The 16,436-nt window shown below is 52.1% G+C and carries 16 protein-coding genes; 10 read left to right on the top strand and 6 right to left on the bottom strand.

The window, feature by feature from the left end; translation table 11 throughout:
* Positions 1-2: 2 nt before the first annotated feature.
* Positions 3-1,187, bottom strand: coding sequence for an acetylornithine transaminase (locus ACJJIQ_RS14065; RefSeq protein ID WP_445362234.1), 1,185 nt, complete (start codon positions 1,185-1,187; stop codon positions 3-5).
* Between the two features lie 317 nt (positions 1,188-1,504).
* Here ACJJIQ_RS14065 and grxD point away from each other — a divergent pair, with 317 nt between their 5' ends.
* Complete coding sequence (grxD, locus tag ACJJIQ_RS14060; protein WP_282933784.1) at positions 1,505-1,837, top strand: Grx4 family monothiol glutaredoxin; 333 nt, start codon at positions 1,505-1,507, stop codon at positions 1,835-1,837.
* A gap of 111 nt (positions 1,838-1,948) precedes the next feature.
* Here grxD and bfr read toward each other — a convergent pair whose 3' ends face one another.
* Both bfr and ACJJIQ_RS14050 read right to left on the bottom strand, forming a co-directional pair.
* The gene (bfr, locus tag ACJJIQ_RS14055) at positions 1,949-2,440 is read right to left on the bottom strand and encodes a bacterioferritin (RefSeq protein ID WP_020412720.1); all 492 of its coding nucleotides are present in this window, start codon (positions 2,438-2,440) and stop codon (positions 1,949-1,951) included.
* A 1,105-nt stretch (positions 2,441-3,545) separates the two neighbouring features.
* A complete protein-coding gene (locus ACJJIQ_RS14050; RefSeq protein ID WP_413662956.1) occupies positions 3,546-3,776 on the bottom strand; it encodes a bacterioferritin-associated ferredoxin in 231 nt (76 codons plus the stop codon).
* A 314-nt stretch (positions 3,777-4,090) separates the two neighbouring features.
* Between ACJJIQ_RS14050 and ACJJIQ_RS14045 the strand changes: the two genes are divergently transcribed.
* From ACJJIQ_RS14045 to ACJJIQ_RS14015, 7 genes are all read left to right on the top strand, one after another.
* Positions 4,091-4,693, top strand: coding sequence for a peroxiredoxin (locus ACJJIQ_RS14045; protein WP_143730920.1), 603 nt, complete (start codon positions 4,091-4,093; stop codon positions 4,691-4,693).
* 241 nt (positions 4,694-4,934) lie between these two features.
* Positions 4,935-6,137, top strand: coding sequence for a serine hydrolase domain-containing protein (locus tag ACJJIQ_RS14040; RefSeq protein ID WP_413662955.1), 1,203 nt, complete (start codon positions 4,935-4,937; stop codon positions 6,135-6,137).
* A gap of 97 nt (positions 6,138-6,234) precedes the next feature.
* Positions 6,235-8,154, top strand: a complete 1,920-nt coding sequence (gene htpG / locus ACJJIQ_RS14035) for a molecular chaperone HtpG (protein ID WP_445362233.1) — start codon at positions 6,235-6,237, stop codon at positions 8,152-8,154.
* A gap of 246 nt (positions 8,155-8,400) precedes the next feature.
* Positions 8,401-9,432 (top strand): NAD(P)H-dependent glycerol-3-phosphate dehydrogenase, encoded by a 1,032-nt coding sequence (locus ACJJIQ_RS14030; RefSeq protein ID WP_445362232.1) that lies wholly within the window; start codon positions 8,401-8,403, stop codon positions 9,430-9,432.
* Positions 9,433-9,445: 13 nt separating this feature from the next.
* Positions 9,446-9,928: a DUF4389 domain-containing protein gene (locus ACJJIQ_RS14025; RefSeq protein WP_282933779.1), complete on the top strand. Its 483-nt coding sequence runs from the start codon at positions 9,446-9,448 to the stop codon at positions 9,926-9,928.
* 125 nt (positions 9,929-10,053) lie between these two features.
* Positions 10,054-10,506, top strand: coding sequence for a phosphohistidine phosphatase SixA (sixA, locus tag ACJJIQ_RS14020; RefSeq protein WP_444911343.1), 453 nt, complete (start codon positions 10,054-10,056; stop codon positions 10,504-10,506).
* Positions 10,507-10,574: 68 nt separating this feature from the next.
* A complete protein-coding gene (locus ACJJIQ_RS14015; protein ID WP_445362231.1) occupies positions 10,575-11,507 on the top strand; it encodes an alpha/beta fold hydrolase in 933 nt (310 codons plus the stop codon).
* On the opposite strand, the gene ACJJIQ_RS14010 is transcribed toward ACJJIQ_RS14015, so the two are convergent.
* Positions 11,504-11,848: a 5-carboxymethyl-2-hydroxymuconate Delta-isomerase gene (locus tag ACJJIQ_RS14010; protein ID WP_282933776.1), complete on the bottom strand. Its 345-nt coding sequence runs from the start codon at positions 11,846-11,848 to the stop codon at positions 11,504-11,506. The genes ACJJIQ_RS14015 and ACJJIQ_RS14010 overlap by 4 nt on opposite strands.
* A 54-nt stretch (positions 11,849-11,902) precedes the next feature.
* Positions 11,903-12,445: a GTP cyclohydrolase I FolE gene (gene folE / locus ACJJIQ_RS14005; protein WP_282933775.1), complete on the bottom strand. Its 543-nt coding sequence runs from the start codon at positions 12,443-12,445 to the stop codon at positions 11,903-11,905.
* A 341-nt stretch (positions 12,446-12,786) separates the two neighbouring features.
* Here folE and prmB point away from each other — a divergent pair, with 341 nt between their 5' ends.
* Complete coding sequence (prmB, locus tag ACJJIQ_RS14000) at positions 12,787-13,710, top strand: 50S ribosomal protein L3 N(5)-glutamine methyltransferase (RefSeq protein ID WP_445362230.1); 924 nt, start codon at positions 12,787-12,789, stop codon at positions 13,708-13,710.
* A 173-nt stretch (positions 13,711-13,883) separates the two neighbouring features.
* Complete coding sequence (gene aroC, locus ACJJIQ_RS13995; protein ID WP_445362229.1) at positions 13,884-14,960, top strand: chorismate synthase; 1,077 nt, start codon at positions 13,884-13,886, stop codon at positions 14,958-14,960.
* A 58-nt stretch (positions 14,961-15,018) separates the two neighbouring features.
* Here the strand turns inward: aroC and ACJJIQ_RS13990 are convergent, their stop codons facing one another.
* Complete coding sequence (locus ACJJIQ_RS13990; RefSeq protein WP_445362228.1) at positions 15,019-16,098, bottom strand: integron integrase; 1,080 nt, start codon at positions 16,096-16,098, stop codon at positions 15,019-15,021.
* Between the last annotated feature and the right edge of the window lie 338 nt (positions 16,099-16,436).

Genomic DNA, 16,436 nt, shown 5'->3' with positions numbered 1-16,436 from the left:
CATCAGACTGCTTGCAGTGCAAACTGGTGAATCAGTGAGCTGACATCGTTTGCCAATTGATGGCACTCGTCGTCGCTGAGTGTGAGTGGGGGGAGCAGGCGCACTACATTGCCGGCGGTAACATTAATCAGCAGTCCGCGCTCGCGGGCTATGTCCACCAGTTTGGCACAGGGCTGCTGCAATTCTATTCCGATCATCAGCCCCAAGCCCCGCACCTCTTTGACCTGGTCGCAATCGGATAACTGCTGTTTGAGTTGGTGCTGCAGGCGTTGCCCCAATGCCTTGGCGCGCTCTAACAGCCATTCACTTTCCAGCGTATCGATCACTGCCAGTGCGGCACTGCAGGCTAGAGGGTTGCCGCCAAAAGTGGAGCCGTGGGTGCCCGCAGAAAATAATTGTGCGGCAACTCCCCTGGCCAGGCAGGCTCCGATGGGGACACCGTTACCCAGTCCTTTGGCAGTGGTCACCACGTCGGGCAATATGTCCGCATGCTGGTAGGCAAACATTTTGCCGCTGCGGCCGTTTCCGGTTTGCACTTCATCCAGCATCAGGAGCCAGTTATGTTGATCGCAGATTTCGCGCAATTGCCCCAGGTAGTTGGAAGTGGGCACGCGTACACCGCCCTCTCCCTGAACCGGCTCAGCCAGCACTGCGACAATATCGTTGCGCTCACCTGCGAGCTTTTCGATGGCTGCGGTATCGTTAAACGGCACACGTAAAAAACCCTCGGGCAGAGGGCCGAAGCCCTCTTGGATTTTTTCATTGCCGGTTGCTGTCAGGGTAGCCAGGGTGCGGCCGTGGAAAGCGCCTTCCATCACCAGGATTTGAGGGGTTTCAATGTTGCGGCTATTACCTAGCCGCCGCGCTAATTTAATCGCGGCTTCATTAGCCTCAGCACCGGAATTGGAGAAAAACACATTGTCCATGCCGGACAACTGCACCAGCTTGTCTGCCAGTTTCTCCTGCGCAGGGATATTGTAAAGATTGGATACATGTAACAGGGTCCGAATCTGCTCGTGCAGGGCCAGGGTCACTTTGGGGTGGCAGTGGCCGAGACCGCAGACGGCGATCCCAGAGATTGCATCCAGGTATCGTCGGCCCTGATCATCCCATACATAATTGCCTTCACCCCGCACCAGTGTGAGGGTTCGATCGCCATAGTTTTGCATGAGTGTCGGGGTGGCCACCGGGGCATCTCCTTAAATATTGACTATTTGGACTATCTATTTTCCGCAGAAAATTCTGTTTAAGCTTTCTAATCTGCACTTTATATTGATTGGGGCAATGGTAACACAGCCTTTATAAGCTGTGTGCTATCTGGTTGGCTGAATTTTCAACATGGTATCCGGTGTTGCAGATCTGCGGTTTTTGCTTTCATCGAGGGGATGGTGTACTTATTGCCGGCCCCACTGGGGTACAATGGATGCCGGCGCGCTATACCAGATGATGGTATGGTGCCTGTACACTTACTTTTTGCTTCGACCACCTGAGGTTTTTCACGCTTATGGATACACTGGAGAACATCAAGCAGCAGATCGCTGATAACACCATTCTGCTTTATATGAAAGGTAGCCCTAATGCCCCCCAGTGCGGCTTTTCCATGCGGGCCTCCCAGGCGATGATGGCTTGCGGTAAGCGCTTTGCCTACGTTGATATTCTGGCTAACCCGGACATCCGCGCTGAGCTGCCTAAGTATGCGAACTGGCCGACCTTCCCCCAGCTGTGGGTTAAGGGCGAGCTGATCGGTGGCTGTGACATCATTATGGAAATGCATGAGAACGGTGAGCTGAAAACCTTGATTGATGAGGCATCAGCGGAGAGCGAAGGCGAGGATTAATTTCCGCTTTTGCTCCAATATGTCTGCTGCTATAGACGGTAGGCATACTGTAGAAACAAAAAAAACCGCAGCGGAAGCTGCGGTTTTTTTATGCCTGTGAGAGGACTTAAACTACTTGCCAGAGTGGCCGGCTGCAGTTTCCATTTGAGTTTGCAGGTAGTTTTGAATGCCAACTTTGTCGATCAGCTCCAGCTGGGTTTCCAGCCAATCTACATGCTCTTCCTCAGACTCGAGGATTTTCTCCAGCAATTCACGACTGCCGTAATCCCGAACGGACTCGCAATAGGCGATGGCCTCACGCAAGTCGGGAATGGCCTTGGATTCAATTTTCAGGTCGCACTTGAGCATCTCTTCGGTATTTTCGCCGATCAGAAGTTTGCCCAGGTGCTGCAGGTTGGGAATACCTTCGAGAAAAAGAATGCGCTCGATCAGCCAATCGGCGTGCTTCATTTCATCGATGGATTCGTGATATTCCTGTTTGCCCAGCTCTTTTAAACCCCAGTTGTCGTACATGCGGGCGTGTAGGAAATACTGGTTAATAGCTACCAGTTCATTACCCAGTACTTTATTTAAATGCTCAATTACCTTGGGGTCGCCTTTCATAGCCTGTGCTCCTGAAGCCCTGCCAACTCAATAAGGTTTGCAGAGAGTTCCTATTTGTTAGTCGCTAGAGATTAGTTGATATTTTTAGTTACTAAAGTTTATTAGTCACTAAAGTCTGCGGCTGCCTGATTTACCTAATTTTATTTTAGGATTTCAGCTGCAATCGGGGCCGAGTTTGCGTTGCGATTTGCGGCAAGTCAAGAAAAAATTTTTCTTGCAGAATGCAGGAAAAACAAGGGTTTTAACGCAAATTTAGCCGAAAATAGCAACGAAAATAATTATCATTTAGGTTGTGTGAGCAATACAACAATAAGTCATTTATTTCGAATATTAACCCTTGTTATTGGTGGGTTGTGCATTTTAGTTGAGGTTAATGTTTTCATGCTTGGTATTAATAATGCTTCTTATTTATATATACGGGTGAAACGCTTGCAGTTATAAGTTGAGCCAAAGCCTTTTCTAGTATTCGAATGGCGCTTGAATAATTAATTTTTTTCTAAATTAAATGACCCCACCTTTTGATAGTTTGCCATCTGACCGACTCATTGAATGGTTACCTGGAATATAAAAGCGATTGAGTTGATATTTTGTTGATGGACTCATGCCCTGAATTGATGTTGACCACTGTCGAATGTCACGTGGATTGCGAAGGGGTTAACAAAGCGGTGTCTGAATAAATCCGTAATATTTTCGGGCTCCTGAAGTCAGCAGATTTTAGGTACGTCGCTGCGAGTGCCTTGTCTAACAGGACCGATCCTACAGGCTTTCATGGCAGATTCACGCTCTGCGCTGTAAAAACCAAAAACATCACGGAATTGTTTTGAGGCTTTCTAAAACAGATTTTCTCAATATCCAACTTTTCCGATCCAAGGGGTATTGCAGTGAGATTGGAGAGGTAAGTAAATCGGAGGGCTAGAGTTTGGCCGGTATGCAAAGCCGGGAGACGCGTTTGCAGGTTGAGAGCGGAGATAAAGACAGTGGAGGCACGCTAGTTCGACTTGGATGGGAGTCTTATACAGGTTTTTAAGGTTTTGCGAAGAGCTGGAGGGCTGGGTAGATAAAAGTGGTATAAAGGCCACCAGAGGAGGGTGGCCATATTGGACGGTCAGCTGGCGGAGTAGAAGAGGCCGTTGTTGGCAGAGGATACCATCCCACCGCTCATGGTCTCATCGATGATCTCCTTGGTCTGCTCGGCACAGCGTCCACATTGAGAAGAAACGCCCAGCTGGCGTCTCAACGCCTTCACCGAAGTGGAGCCATCATAGATCGCCTCTTTAATCTGGCGGTCAGTTATGCCCTTACAAATACATACATACATGGCGGTGGCTCTGTTCAACTCTTACTCAATAGTAGTCAGGTAGGAATCCTATTGCAATTGAGAATGAGTGTCAATAAGATTCCGGAATGGTCGCATTTTGCCCTCTTTGTTTGCTATTTGTACATTTTTGCGGGTAGGTCATCCTATTTTGGGTGTTAGTTCACGCATAGCCGTTCTGCTATCAGCCTGATTTAAAAAATTTATGGGCCTGAAATAAGTGGGTGTGTATCATAGCGGCCCACTATTAATTCCCATTCGATTTATAGCTGTTGCTCATAAATTGAACACTCTACGTATCATCAACAACCCATCATTGGATTGAGGAGGTTTTCATGGCAGTTCTGGTAGGCAAGCCGGCTCCGGATTTCACCGCTGCAGCGGTATTGGGTAACGGCGAGATCGTCGATACTTTTAACCTGAAAGAAGCAATCAAAGGTAAGAAGGCTGTAGTTTTCTTCTACCCGCTGGACTTCACCTTCGTATGTCCTTCTGAGCTGATCGCTTTCGACCACCGTTTCGCTGAGTTTGAAAAGCGCGGTGTTGAGGTAATCGGTGTATCCATCGATTCCCAGTTCTCTCACAACGCATGGCGTAACACCTCCGTCAACGACGGTGGTATCGGCCCGGTTAAGTACACCCTGGTTGCAGACGTTAAGCACGAAATCTGCCAGGCGTACGACGTAGAAGCTGACGCTGGTGTTGCTTTCCGCGGTTCCTTCCTGATCGACGAAGAAGGCAATGTACGTCACCAGGTAGTTAACGATCTGCCGCTGGGCCGTAACGTTGACGAAATGCTGCGCATGGTTGACGCTCTGGCGTTCCACCAGGAGCACGGTGAAGTTTGCCCCGCCGGCTGGCAGGAAGGCGACAAAGGTATGAACGCTTCTCCGGAAGGTGTAGCGGCTTACCTGAGCGAGAACGCTGAGAAGCTGTAAGACGCTTTTTGCGCTGGGGTCTCCGGACCCCAAAAAGAAGAACCGCCGCAAGGCGGTTTTTTTGTTTGTACAAGCCTTGTTGCGCTGACCTGCGCTGATTGGCATGGCCGTCCCCGCGCCGGAGAAAAGTGCAGACTAGAATTCAGCAGTCAGTCCTGCGTGGCGCCTAAATAGAGTTTTTGCCCGCTGGCTGCTAGTCTTATCTGCAACTACCGGATTGCTTTGGCGGCTCGATTTGCTTATGAGACCTGCAATTCTTTCAAATATCGTCTACGTCATGCGCGCCTCTATGGCACGTTTTTTCCTCTTCCTGGTGATTCTGGGGAGTCTGTCCCTGCCTGCGCAAGCGGCTGATATAGACGACAGGGCCAAACAGTTTGGCCGATACTTCAAACAGATGATGGCGGGTAAATCTATACCCGGCGGCGCCTATGTCATCGTGGATGGCAACCGGGTGGTCGCGATGGACACCTATGGCGTCAGGGTCAGGGGTAAATCCGGCAAGGTGGATCAGGACACGGTGTTCCGTCTGGCCTCGGTATCCAAGACCTTCGCCGCCAGTATGGCCACTATGTTGGAGCATGAAGATCGCTTCAAATGGGATGACAAGGTGGTCAACTATGTGCCGGACCTGAGCTTTAAGACGCCCTCGTTGTCTCGCCAGCTTCAGGTGGAACACTTGCTCAGCCATTCCTCGGGTCTGACCCCCAACGCCTACGACAACTACCTTGAGGACAACAAGCCTCTCAGCAAGATATTGCCCAAGTTTGCCAATATCGATCCGCGCTGCACGCCAGGAAAATGCTACGGCTACCAGAATGTGTTGTTCAGTCTTATTGAAGATGTGATTTTTGAGGCGACCGGGGTCTCCTTTGCCAGCCAGCTGAAAAAGCGAATTTTTGTCCCGCTGAAAATGCAGAACGCATCGGTCGGTTGGGAGAGCTTTATGGCCTCCGACAACCGTGCGGCACCCCATATCCAGACAGGCAGTGGCTGGCGCCCGGTAAAGGTGGAGAAGGAATACTACTTTGCTGCACCGGCGGCGGGAGTGAATGCCAGTATCTCCGATATGGCCCAGTGGCTGAAAGCCCAGATGGGCTACTACCCGAAGGTGCTGTCACCGGAAGTGATCGCCGATATGACAACTGAACGAGTCGCTACCCAGCGCCATATGCGCCATCGTATCTGGAGAGATTACCTGTCTCATGCGGGCTACGGCTTGGGCTGGCGCCTCTACACCATCGGTGATGACCGCATTATTTATCACGGTGGTTGGGTTGCGGGCTTCCGTGCGGCGGTGGCCTATTCGGAAAAGTTGAAAGTGGGTATTGCCATCTTGATGAATGCGGAGTCCCGTGTGATCTCAGATCTCACTGCCAATTTCGTGATCGATATTACTGGCAAAGGCAATCTCGCTACCGCTCAAACCAGTGGAGATCGCTGATCTCTACTGGCAAGTGTGAAGTCCCCCCTTGAAACCTGCTAGCTGATCCCAATATTTGCTTCCTGTTCCGATTGACGTTTACGGGGAGACCGAATAGATGACCGTTGAGGCCCAAAAAGAGAGCCATGGATTCCAGACGGAAGCCAAGCAGCTACTGCACCTGATGATCCACTCGCTTTACTCCAATAAGGAGATTTTCCTGCGCGAGCTGGTATCCAACGCTTCTGATGCCGCCGACAAGCTGCGTTTTGAATCGCTGTCCAAGCCCGAATTACTGGGCGAAGATGCAGACCTGCGTATTCGCATTGAGTTTGACAAGGAAGAGGGAACACTCACCATTACCGATAACGGTATTGGTATGAGCCGCGATGAAGTTATCGAAAACCTCGGTACTATCGCCCGTTCCGGTACCTCTGCGTTTATGCAGCAGCTGACCGGAGACCAGAAAAAAGATGCGCACCTGATCGGCCAGTTCGGTGTGGGCTTCTACTCCGCCTTTATCGTCGCTGACAAAGTGGACGTATTCACTCGTCGCGCCGGCTTGAATTCCGATCAGGGTGTGCACTGGGAGTGTCACGGTGAAGCGGAATACTCCGTAGAGACTGTTGAATGGCCCCAGCGTGGCACCCGGGTGGTTCTGCACCTGAAAGAAGAAGCGAAAGAGTTTGCCGATAGCTGGCGCCTGCGCTCCATCATTAAAAAGTACTCCGATCACATCGCCATTCCGGTGGAGATGTTGAAAGAGGAAATGCCGGCGGCGGAAGAGGGCGAAGAGCCGAAAGAAGAGAAGGCGCCTGAGTTTGAAGCAGTAAACGCTGCCCAGGCCCTGTGGACTCGCCCCCGCTCCGATGTGAAATCTGAGGAGTACAAGGAGTTCTACAAGCATATCTCCCACGATTTCGACGACCCCTTAACCTGGAGCCACAATCGCGTAGAGGGCAAACAGGATTACACCAGCCTGCTTTACATCCCTGCGCGCGCACCGTTTGATCTGTACCAGCGCGATGCCGCTCGCGGCCTCAAGCTGTATGTGCAGCGCACTTTTATCATGGACGATGCGGAGCAGTTCCTGCCGCTGTACTTGCGTTTCGTGAAAGGTGTTCTGGACTCCAACGATCTGCCGCTGAACGTATCCCGTGAAATCCTGCAAAAAGATCGCAATACTGATGCGATCAAGAGCGCGCTGACCAAGCGTGTTCTGGATATGCTGGATAAATTGGCGAAGAAAGATGGCGATGAATACCAGAAGCTCTGGGATCTGTTCGGCAATGTATTGAAAGAAGGTCCGGCTGAAGATTTCTCCAACAAAGAGAAAATTGCCAAGCTGTTGCGCTTTGCCAGCACCCATACCGATACCGAGAAGCAGGATCAATCCCTGGAAGACTATGTGGGTCGCATGAAGGATGGCCAAAAGGCGATCTACTACGTGTGTGCCGACAACTTCGCTACGGCCAAGTCCAGCCCCTACCTGGAAGTATTCCGCAAGAAGGGTATCGAAGTGCTGCTGCTCACCGATCAGGTGGACGAGTGGTTCGTGGGCCATATGAACGAGTTCGACGGCAAGCAGTTCCAGGACGTGGCCAAAGGTGCGCTGGACCTGGGTGAAGCCGAGAGCGATGAGGACAAAGCTGAGCGCGAAAAAGTTGAGCAGGAGTCCGGTGCCCTGGTTGAGCGGGTACAGGAAGTTCTGGAAGGTCGCGTTGAATCCGTACGCGCAACCACTCGCCTGGTGGACTCCCCAGCGTGTCTGGTGGTGAGCGAACAGGATATGGGCCCGCAAATGCGCCGCATCCTGGAACAGGCCGGCCAGGCCCTGCCAGATGCCAAGCCAATCTTTGAAATCAATCCGTCCCACCCACTGGTACAGCGTCTGGACCAGGAGGTGGATGAAGATCGCTTTGCGGATCTCACCAATATCCTGATGGACCAGGCTAACCTGGCTGCCGGTAACCAGTTGGCAGATCCGGCGGATTATGTGCGCCGCCTGAACACGCTGTTGCTGGAAATGCACGGCTAAGTCAGCGCTATTGATTGGTGCTAAGCGATGGCCAGCGGAGTTGTTTTAGACTTTGCTGGTCCCAGAAGCGGCCCCTGCCGGATCGAACGGTGTTTTATCGGTTGGTCAAGGCAGAGGGCCGTTTTTGCTATTTACTGTGCCGTTTCGCACAATTGGCAGAAGTTTAAAACAAATTGACCCCATTGGGCTCAGCGGGTCATGCCTCTATAATCCGCAAGTCTTATAAGAAGCTTTATCGGTGTGACAATGCAAAAAGAAACTTCCAACCCCCTCGCTATTGCCGTATTGGGCGGCGGCAGTTTCGGAACCGCGATTGCTAACATTGTGGCGGGCAACGGCCACGACACCCGCCAGTGGATGCGCAATGCGGAGACGGCGGCAGAGTGTCGCGACACTCGAGAAAACCATAAATACCTGCCCGGCGTGCCGCTGCACCCGGAATTACAACTTACCAGCGACCTGGAGCAAGCGGTCGATGGTTGCAGTATCGTTTTTGTCGCGATACCCAGTAAGTCCTTTCGCGAGGTGGTAAAAAAAGTAGCCCCGTTGTTGGCGCCGGGCACCATGCTGATCTCCACCACTAAGGGAATCGAGCACGACAACTTCCACTTAATGAGCGATATCCTGCGCGAGGAAACCACCGACATGCGTGTCGGGGTCTTGAGCGGACCAAATTTTGCAAAAGAAATTGTTGCGGGGCACTACACTGCAACGGTGGTGGCCAGTGAAGACGAGGCACTTTGCAAAGCGATTCAATCGGCGCTGCACTCGGAGACTTTCCGGGTTTATTCCAGTAACGATGTGTTTGGAGTCGAGCTTGCCGGTGCGCTGAAAAATATCTACGCGATTATCACTGGTATGGCTGCGGCACTGGAGCGCGGGCAAAATACCATCAGTTTATTGATCACCCGCTCCCTGGCAGAAATGATGCGTTTTGCCGAAGCGATGGGTGCCGATCCCATGACGTTTATCGGCCTCGCCGGTGTTGGCGACTTGATTCTGACCTGTTCCTCAGACCTCAGCCGAAATTATCGGGTGGGGTATATGGTCGGTAAAGGCAAGCAGCTCGATCAGGCTGTCGCAGAAATCGGTCAGGTGGCCGAAGGTGTGAATACGGTTCGTCTGATTAAACAGAAAGCCGACGAAATGGGTGTCTACATGCCCTTGGTTTCCGCGATTCACGCCATATTATTTGAACAGCGGCCGATTCCTGAGGTGATTCGTAATTTGATGTCGGGCGCGCAAACTTTTGATGTGGCCTACTCGGCCAAGCCTTAAATGGAAGCCTCATATGAAAAATGACGATCTAAAGCGCAATCTTACTTCCGGCAACCAGTGGGTGCGCCTTATCTATATGGTGCTGTTTGCAGTGTGCCTTCAGGTTGCCGCGTGGTTACTGATGGCGGTAGTGATACTGCAATTCCTGTTTTCGATTATCAGCGGGAAATCCAACGATAATCTGCGTCGCTTTGGCGATCAGCTCGCCTCCTATGTTTACCAGGCGATCCAGTTCCTGATCTACAACTCCGACGAAAAGCCTTTCCCGTTTGCCGAGTGGCCTGAATCTGAAGTAGAGGATTTGTCTGGTTACGAGGGCGCCGAAGATGTTTCTGCAGAAGTGGTTTCTACGGAAGTAAAGCGTGAAAAGGACAAGGCTGAAGACGAAGCCGAGGATGCTATTATCCTGGGTAGCTCCGAGCCCGAGAGCAGTGAAAAGCCCGAGCTGGTAGAGGAAAGTGCCGACGACGCCGACAAACCTGTCGACAAGAATTGATCGCTTTTCCTATCGCTAATTTATCCGGTGCCTTATCCGTGGGCACCGGATAAATATCCGCAGCCCTCCCTACGAATATTCCCGCAGATATCGATAAAGTAACAACCCATCCTTGAGGAAGCCCCATGCAGCTGTTTATTTTGCGTCACGGTAAAGCGGAGCCCATGCTCGCCAATGATGCAGAGAGAGCCCTGACAGAGCGCGGGCGCAGGCAGGTTGCACAGGTTTGTAAAAAACGCGCCGAGGAACTGGCGGCGGTAAAGGCAATTTGGGCCAGCCCATTTGTACGCACCCAGGAAACCGCTGAGATTGCTGCCGCCCAATTGGGATTGCCCGTTATTACCGAACCGCTGCTGATCGGCAATATCCACCCACAGCAACTGCTCGACCATTTGCAAACCCAGGATACCTTTCCGCTTCTGCTGGTTAGTCACCAGCCTCTGGTGGGCAGTCTGCTCAATGGCCTCTGTGGCAGCGGTAACGAGCACCCGATGGGCACTTCCAGCCTCGCCTGTGTCAGTGCGGATGTATGGGCTAATGGCTGCGCTGACCTAGAGTGGTTGCAGCACGCAGAGTAACTTTTCCGGTTGTGTCTGCCAGTAAATCCCTATTGCGCTGATCACAACTGTCATTGCGGATGTTGTTGGTGGGCCGCACCATTTCACCACCTGTTTTTAGTCACTATCCGGTGGATATCACTTTGGCGACAAATCAAATCACTCCCCGTGAAATCACCCTTGAGTTTGATCACAAGTCGATTGCCGCACGCCAGTGGGGCGATCCGGAGGGAGAGCCGGTAATTGCTCTTCACGGCTGGTTGGATAACTGTGCCACCTTCAGTCGGCTGGCTCCCCTGCTGAGCGGAATTAATCTGGTAGCGATAGATATGCCGGGCCACGGACGCAGCTATCACCGCTCACTCGATGCCAACTACAACATCTGGGAAGAGGCGGAAGATATTTTGGGGGTGGTGCACGCGCTCGGCTGGCGCAAGTTCTCCATTGTGGCGCACTCCCGAGGTGCTATTGCCGGGGTGATTACCGCTGGTGCTTTTCCCGATCGGGTAAAGCGCCTGGCACTGATCGATGGCCTGGTACCTCCCTCCACCGAAGATGAAAAAGCTCCGGAGAACCTGGCCAAGGCCATTGCCCAGAGAGCCCGTTACGGCACGCGCAAGCTGCGGGTATACGGTACCTTCGAAGAGGCGGTCGAAGCGCGAAAGAATGGCATGTTCCCGCTAACTGAGTGGGCTGCGCAGGTACTGACCGAGCGGGGCACCCGGGAAGTGGAGGGTGGCTATATGTGGAGTAATGATCCCCGGCTGATGGCGGCTTCCACGGCCAAGCTCAATGAGCCGCAGATTAAAGCTTACTTATCCCGATTGAAGATGCCGGTGCAGTTGGTTCTCGCTGAAGACGGTATCGCAGATATGCTCAAGCGCCTGCGCCCTGTACTGCAAGAGTTTCCGGGTATTGAGGCACGTGAGATTCCCGGAAGCCACCACTTACACTTGGAGGAGAGTGGTGCCCAGGCGATTGCAGAGTGGTTTGGGCCTTTCTTGCGCGGTGAAACCGCTTAGAAGGGAACCCGCTTGGAATAGCAGCTGGCATCCATCTCCCGCACCTCTACCGAGACTGCGGGAACTCCCTCGGCAAATTGGCACAGGCTGTTAAAAACAGCCGAGCTCAATGCCTCCCTTTCCCGCGTAGAGCGCCCTTCAAGCAAGCGGATCTCTGCGTGGATAAAGCTGTTGCCATTGTCCCCAGCGATAAATTGGTCGTAGGACTTGGCGCGGGTCTTGATATTGTGGGAGGCGAACAAACCGGAACGGTGCATCGCCTCCTGAGCCGAGCTGACCAGTGCAGCGACAGAAATCTTCTCTTCCAGATTTTTCGCATACTCTATGATCAGGTGAGGCATAGCGGTCACTCCTCGGTCAAAGCGGCCCTGGTGGTCGCTGGGTACCTGTGGCGTTTACTGGCGCAGCAGGGAGAGGAACTCGTTGCGTGTGGCCTGGTTGCTGCGGAAAGTACCGAGCATAGCCGAAGTCTTCATCACAGAGTTCTGTTTTTCCACACCGCGCATCATCATGCACATATGCTTGGCTTCGATGATCACGCCGACACCGGCAGCACCGGTAACGTTTTGCAGGGTCTCGGCGATCTCTACGGTCAGCTGCTCCTGGATCTGCAGGCGGCGCGCAAACATATCCACAATGCGTGCTACCTTGGACAGGCCAACGACCTTGCCATTGGGAATATAGGCTACGTGGGCGCGGCCGATAAACGGCAGCAGGTGGTGCTCACACAGGGAGTAGAGTTCGATATCCTTAACCAACACCATTTCGCTGCAGTCGGACGGGAAGAGCGCGTCGTTGACTACATCTTCCACGGTCTGTTTATAGCCGCGGGTCAGGTATTCCATGGCTTTGGCGGCGCGCTCCGGGGTGTCTTTGAGCCCAGGGCGTTGCGGATCTTCGCCGATTGCTTCAATAATTCGCGCGTAATGTTCGTTCATGCTGCTCTTTCCAACATCTCAGCCCGAAGGGCGGGTGCGCTACCCTAAGCGTTTGTAACCCGAGAGTAAAGATCCCCGCGGCCCCAGGAGCCTGTTAGCTGTTATTTGACGACCACTGGCGAAGGCTATTTTGTTAGCAGGGCAGAGGAAGTTGGGCGGAAAAATGGCTTAGGGCCTTTAGGTAGCAGCTGTAAAATGGCCACTTAACCTTACTCGTCGCTTATTTGGTGTGAGCAAACTACACTCCCCGGGCATTGATTGGCCCCTCTGAAGCAACAACAGAGGGCACCCGCAGGTGACAGTGGGCCCCGACGAGATACAAAGCACTTAAGGATAGATTGATGATAGAAAGGCGTGAAACAAGCCTCCACGAACTGACCACGGTTTTGGATTATATCCGCTGGGGGACCAGCCGATTCAATGAGGCCGACCTCTACTACGGCCATGGCACCGACAACGCCTGGGACGAGGCCGTTTTACTGGTAACCCACGCCCTGCATCTCCCCCCTTACAGTAAGCCGGAGATACTCCAGGCCCGTTTGACCATGGAGGAGCGCCGCGACGTACTCACTATCCTGGAGCGGCGCTTTAGCGAGCGGGTCCCGGCGGCCTACCTGACCAAGGAAGCGCACTTCTGCGATATGACATTTTATGTGGACGAGCGGGTACTGGTACCCCGCTCACCGATTGGCGAGATGATTCGCCACAACTTCCAGCCCTGGCTCAATGTTGAGCCCCTGGCGATTCTGGACCTCTGTTGTGGTAGCGGTTGTATCGGTATCGCCTGTGCCGAGGCCTTCCCGGAAGCGCGTGTCGATGTGAGCGATATTTCCGAGGACGCGATCGAAGTGGCACAGATCAATATCAATCGTCACGAGTTGAACGAACGCGTGCGCGCAGTTCAGTCGGACCTATTTTCCGGCCTGCACGGAATGAGTTACGAATTGATCGTGTGCAACCCGCCCTATGTCGATGCCCGCGATCTGGCCGAAATGCCCAAGGAATACCACGCTGAGCCGGATATAGCCCTGGGCTCTGGCGATGACGGTCTCGATTTTACCCGCCGCTTGCTGCGCGAGGCTGCCAACCACTTACAGCCCGATGGCCTGTTGATCTGCGAAGTGGGCAATAGCTGGGAAGCCCTGGAAAAAGCCTTCCCGGAGGTGCCGTTTATGTGGCCCGAGTTTGAGGATGGTGGCCACGGTGTTTTTGCCATCAGCCGGGAAGAGCTACTCGCCTATCAACCCTACTTCGAAAAGGCATAATTCCTTTTGCCTCCCCGGCAATCTCGGTTGCCGGGTTATGGGTACAAGCCCGGTTCTGCGGACACTTGTGCTTTTTGCCCCAGTCTGCGCACTGGGGCGGGCAGATCATTTATAATGCGCGCCCCTATTGTGGGCCATCCTGTTTTACCACCTATTAGCTGGAAAAGTCGTCTATGTCGGGCAATACCTTTGGCAAGCTGTTTTGTGTCACCACCTTTGGCGAAAGTCACGGCCCCGCGCTCGGTTGTATCGTCGATGGATGCCCTCCGGGTCTGGAGATTAGTGAAGAAGAAATTCAGCGAGAGCTGGACCGCCGCAAGCCCGGCACTTCCCGCTATACCACCCAGCGCCGCGAACCCGACCAGGTAAAAATCCTTTCCGGTGTTTTCGAGGGAAAAACCACCGGCACGCCTATTGGTCTGTTGATTGAAAATACCGACCAGCGCTCCAAGGACTACAGCAATATCGCTGAACAGGTAAGGCCTGCCCACGCCGATTTCACCTATTGGCAAAAATACGGCATTCGCGACTACCGTGGGGGTGGCCGATCCTCCGCCCGTGAAACTGCCATGCGGGTTGCCGCTGGGGCCATCGCCAAAAAATGGCTGAAACAAAAGTACGGCATTGAAGTGCGCGGTTATCTCTCACAATTAGGCCCGATCAAAGTACAAAAACTGGATTGGGACCAGGTAGAACAAAACCCCTTCTTTAGCCCGGATGCCGATCGGGTCCCCGAAATGGAGACCTACATGCAGGAGCTGATCAAAGAGGGGAACTCCATCGGTGCGCGTATCTCAGTACACGCCAGCGGCGTCCCAGCCGGACTGGGTGAACCTATTTTTGATCGCCTGGATGCAGATCTGGCCCACGGCTTAATGAGTATTAACGCGGTAAAAGGCGTGGAAATTGGAGCTGGCTTTGACAGCGTGGAGCAGAAGGGCGCTGAGCACCGAGATGAAATCACTCCGGAAGAAGGGTTCCTGTCGAATAATGCCGGTGGTGTGTTGGGTGGTATTTCCAGTGGCCAGGATATCATTGCCCATATCGCCCTGAAGCCGACTTCAAGTCTGCGTATTCCCGGCCGCAGCGTTGACCGCTCCGGCAATCCCATTGAAGTCGTTACCAAAGGCCGCCACGACCCCTGTGTTGGTATTCGAGCAACGCCTATCGCTGAAGCCATGATGGCCCTGGTTCTGATCGATCACGCACTGCGCCACCGCGCGCAAAACGGCGATGTAACACCGGGATAATTCGATCGGCTTTTTTCTATTGGATACCGGCGAAAGCCGATATCCAATCTCTTCGCTACTAAGATGCAGCCAATAAGCCAAGCCCCTGGGCTTCCCCTGCCTTACTGCCAACAAAATAGTTAGCTCCAGCCTCCTCAATTTTATTAATGTTGCGCAGTCGATCTGAGGGGCTTAAAACGCCTTTATTTCCCCGATTTACGACATGGGTATAAATTTCAGTAGTACTAACATCCGAATGCCCTAGCAACTCCTGAATCGTACGCAAGTCATAACCCGCTTCGAGCAAGTGAGTCGCAAAGCTATGGCGAAATGCATGGCAACGCGCCGGTTTGTTGACTCCCGCTAGCTTGACAGCTATACGAACCTGGCGCGCTAAAGTTGTTGCGTGCATATGGTGCCTTCTGTTTTCACCGGAGCGAGGACATTGGCCGATGGTGCTGGAAGGGAAAAGGTATTGCCAAGCCAGTTGTCGGCTTGCACTTGGATACTTTCTTTCCAAAGCGTTAAGTAAATAAACCGAACCAAAACCAGCCAAAAGATCTTGTTGGTGTAATAGGGAAGCAGTCTCCACCTGCCTATGTAACTGCACAATTAACCCATTAGGTAATATCGTAGTGCGGTCCTTATCCCCCTTACCACCTCGAACAAAAATATTATTGCTGTCGAAGTCTATATCCTTTATGCGTAAAGAAAGCAGTTCGGCACTGCGAAGACCACTACCGTACATTAGTTCAACCTGTAATCTGTAGGTGCCTTCCAGACAACCCAAAATTGCTGATATTTCTCTACGGCTATAAACCACAGGCAAGTACTTCTGTTGTTTTGCCAGTTTAAAGTCCAGAGACTGAATATCCCTGCCTAAGAATCTCTTGTACAGATATATCAAAGCATTCAGGGCTATTCGCTGTGTATTTGCTGAGCAAAGACCTTGAACTGCAAGGTGAGAGAGAAATGTCTCAATCTCAACAGCTCCCATATCGTTAGGGTGCTTCTTTTTATTGAAATGAATGAAGCGTTTAATCCAATGGGTGTAAGTTTGCTCTGTTCGGTACGATAGTCCCTGCTTTCGAATATGAAATCGCAGATTGTCCATAAATCGTTCAGGCTTACCTGGGATTTTGTGGCGAATGTCGTCCATGATATTGCCCTTAGACTGTTTTTATATACAGTATTTGCTCTTTTGTCCTGCTGTCAATATCAGAATTCAAGAGAAGCTTCTCCTATTTCTGGAGGTGACGATCTATCTCTTTGATTTTTATAGGGTTGGTAATGTTATAAAGAGCAGAAAAAGCAGGTAGATATATAGCGCCTGCTATATATCTACCTGTTGAGAAATATGCCAAAGTTCTTAACTTTTTGATATTATTGGGTTTTTTAGGTTATCTTGAAAGAAGTGAGTAGAATTATATAGAAGGGTGATATAAAGACGCTTCTTTTGAATTAACTGTTAAATGCCTCAGAAACGGTAAGAGAGAG

The organism is Microbulbifer maximicatervae (SeqCode) (assembly GCF_052468295.1).
This window is presented reverse-complemented; position numbering and strand designations above follow the sequence as displayed.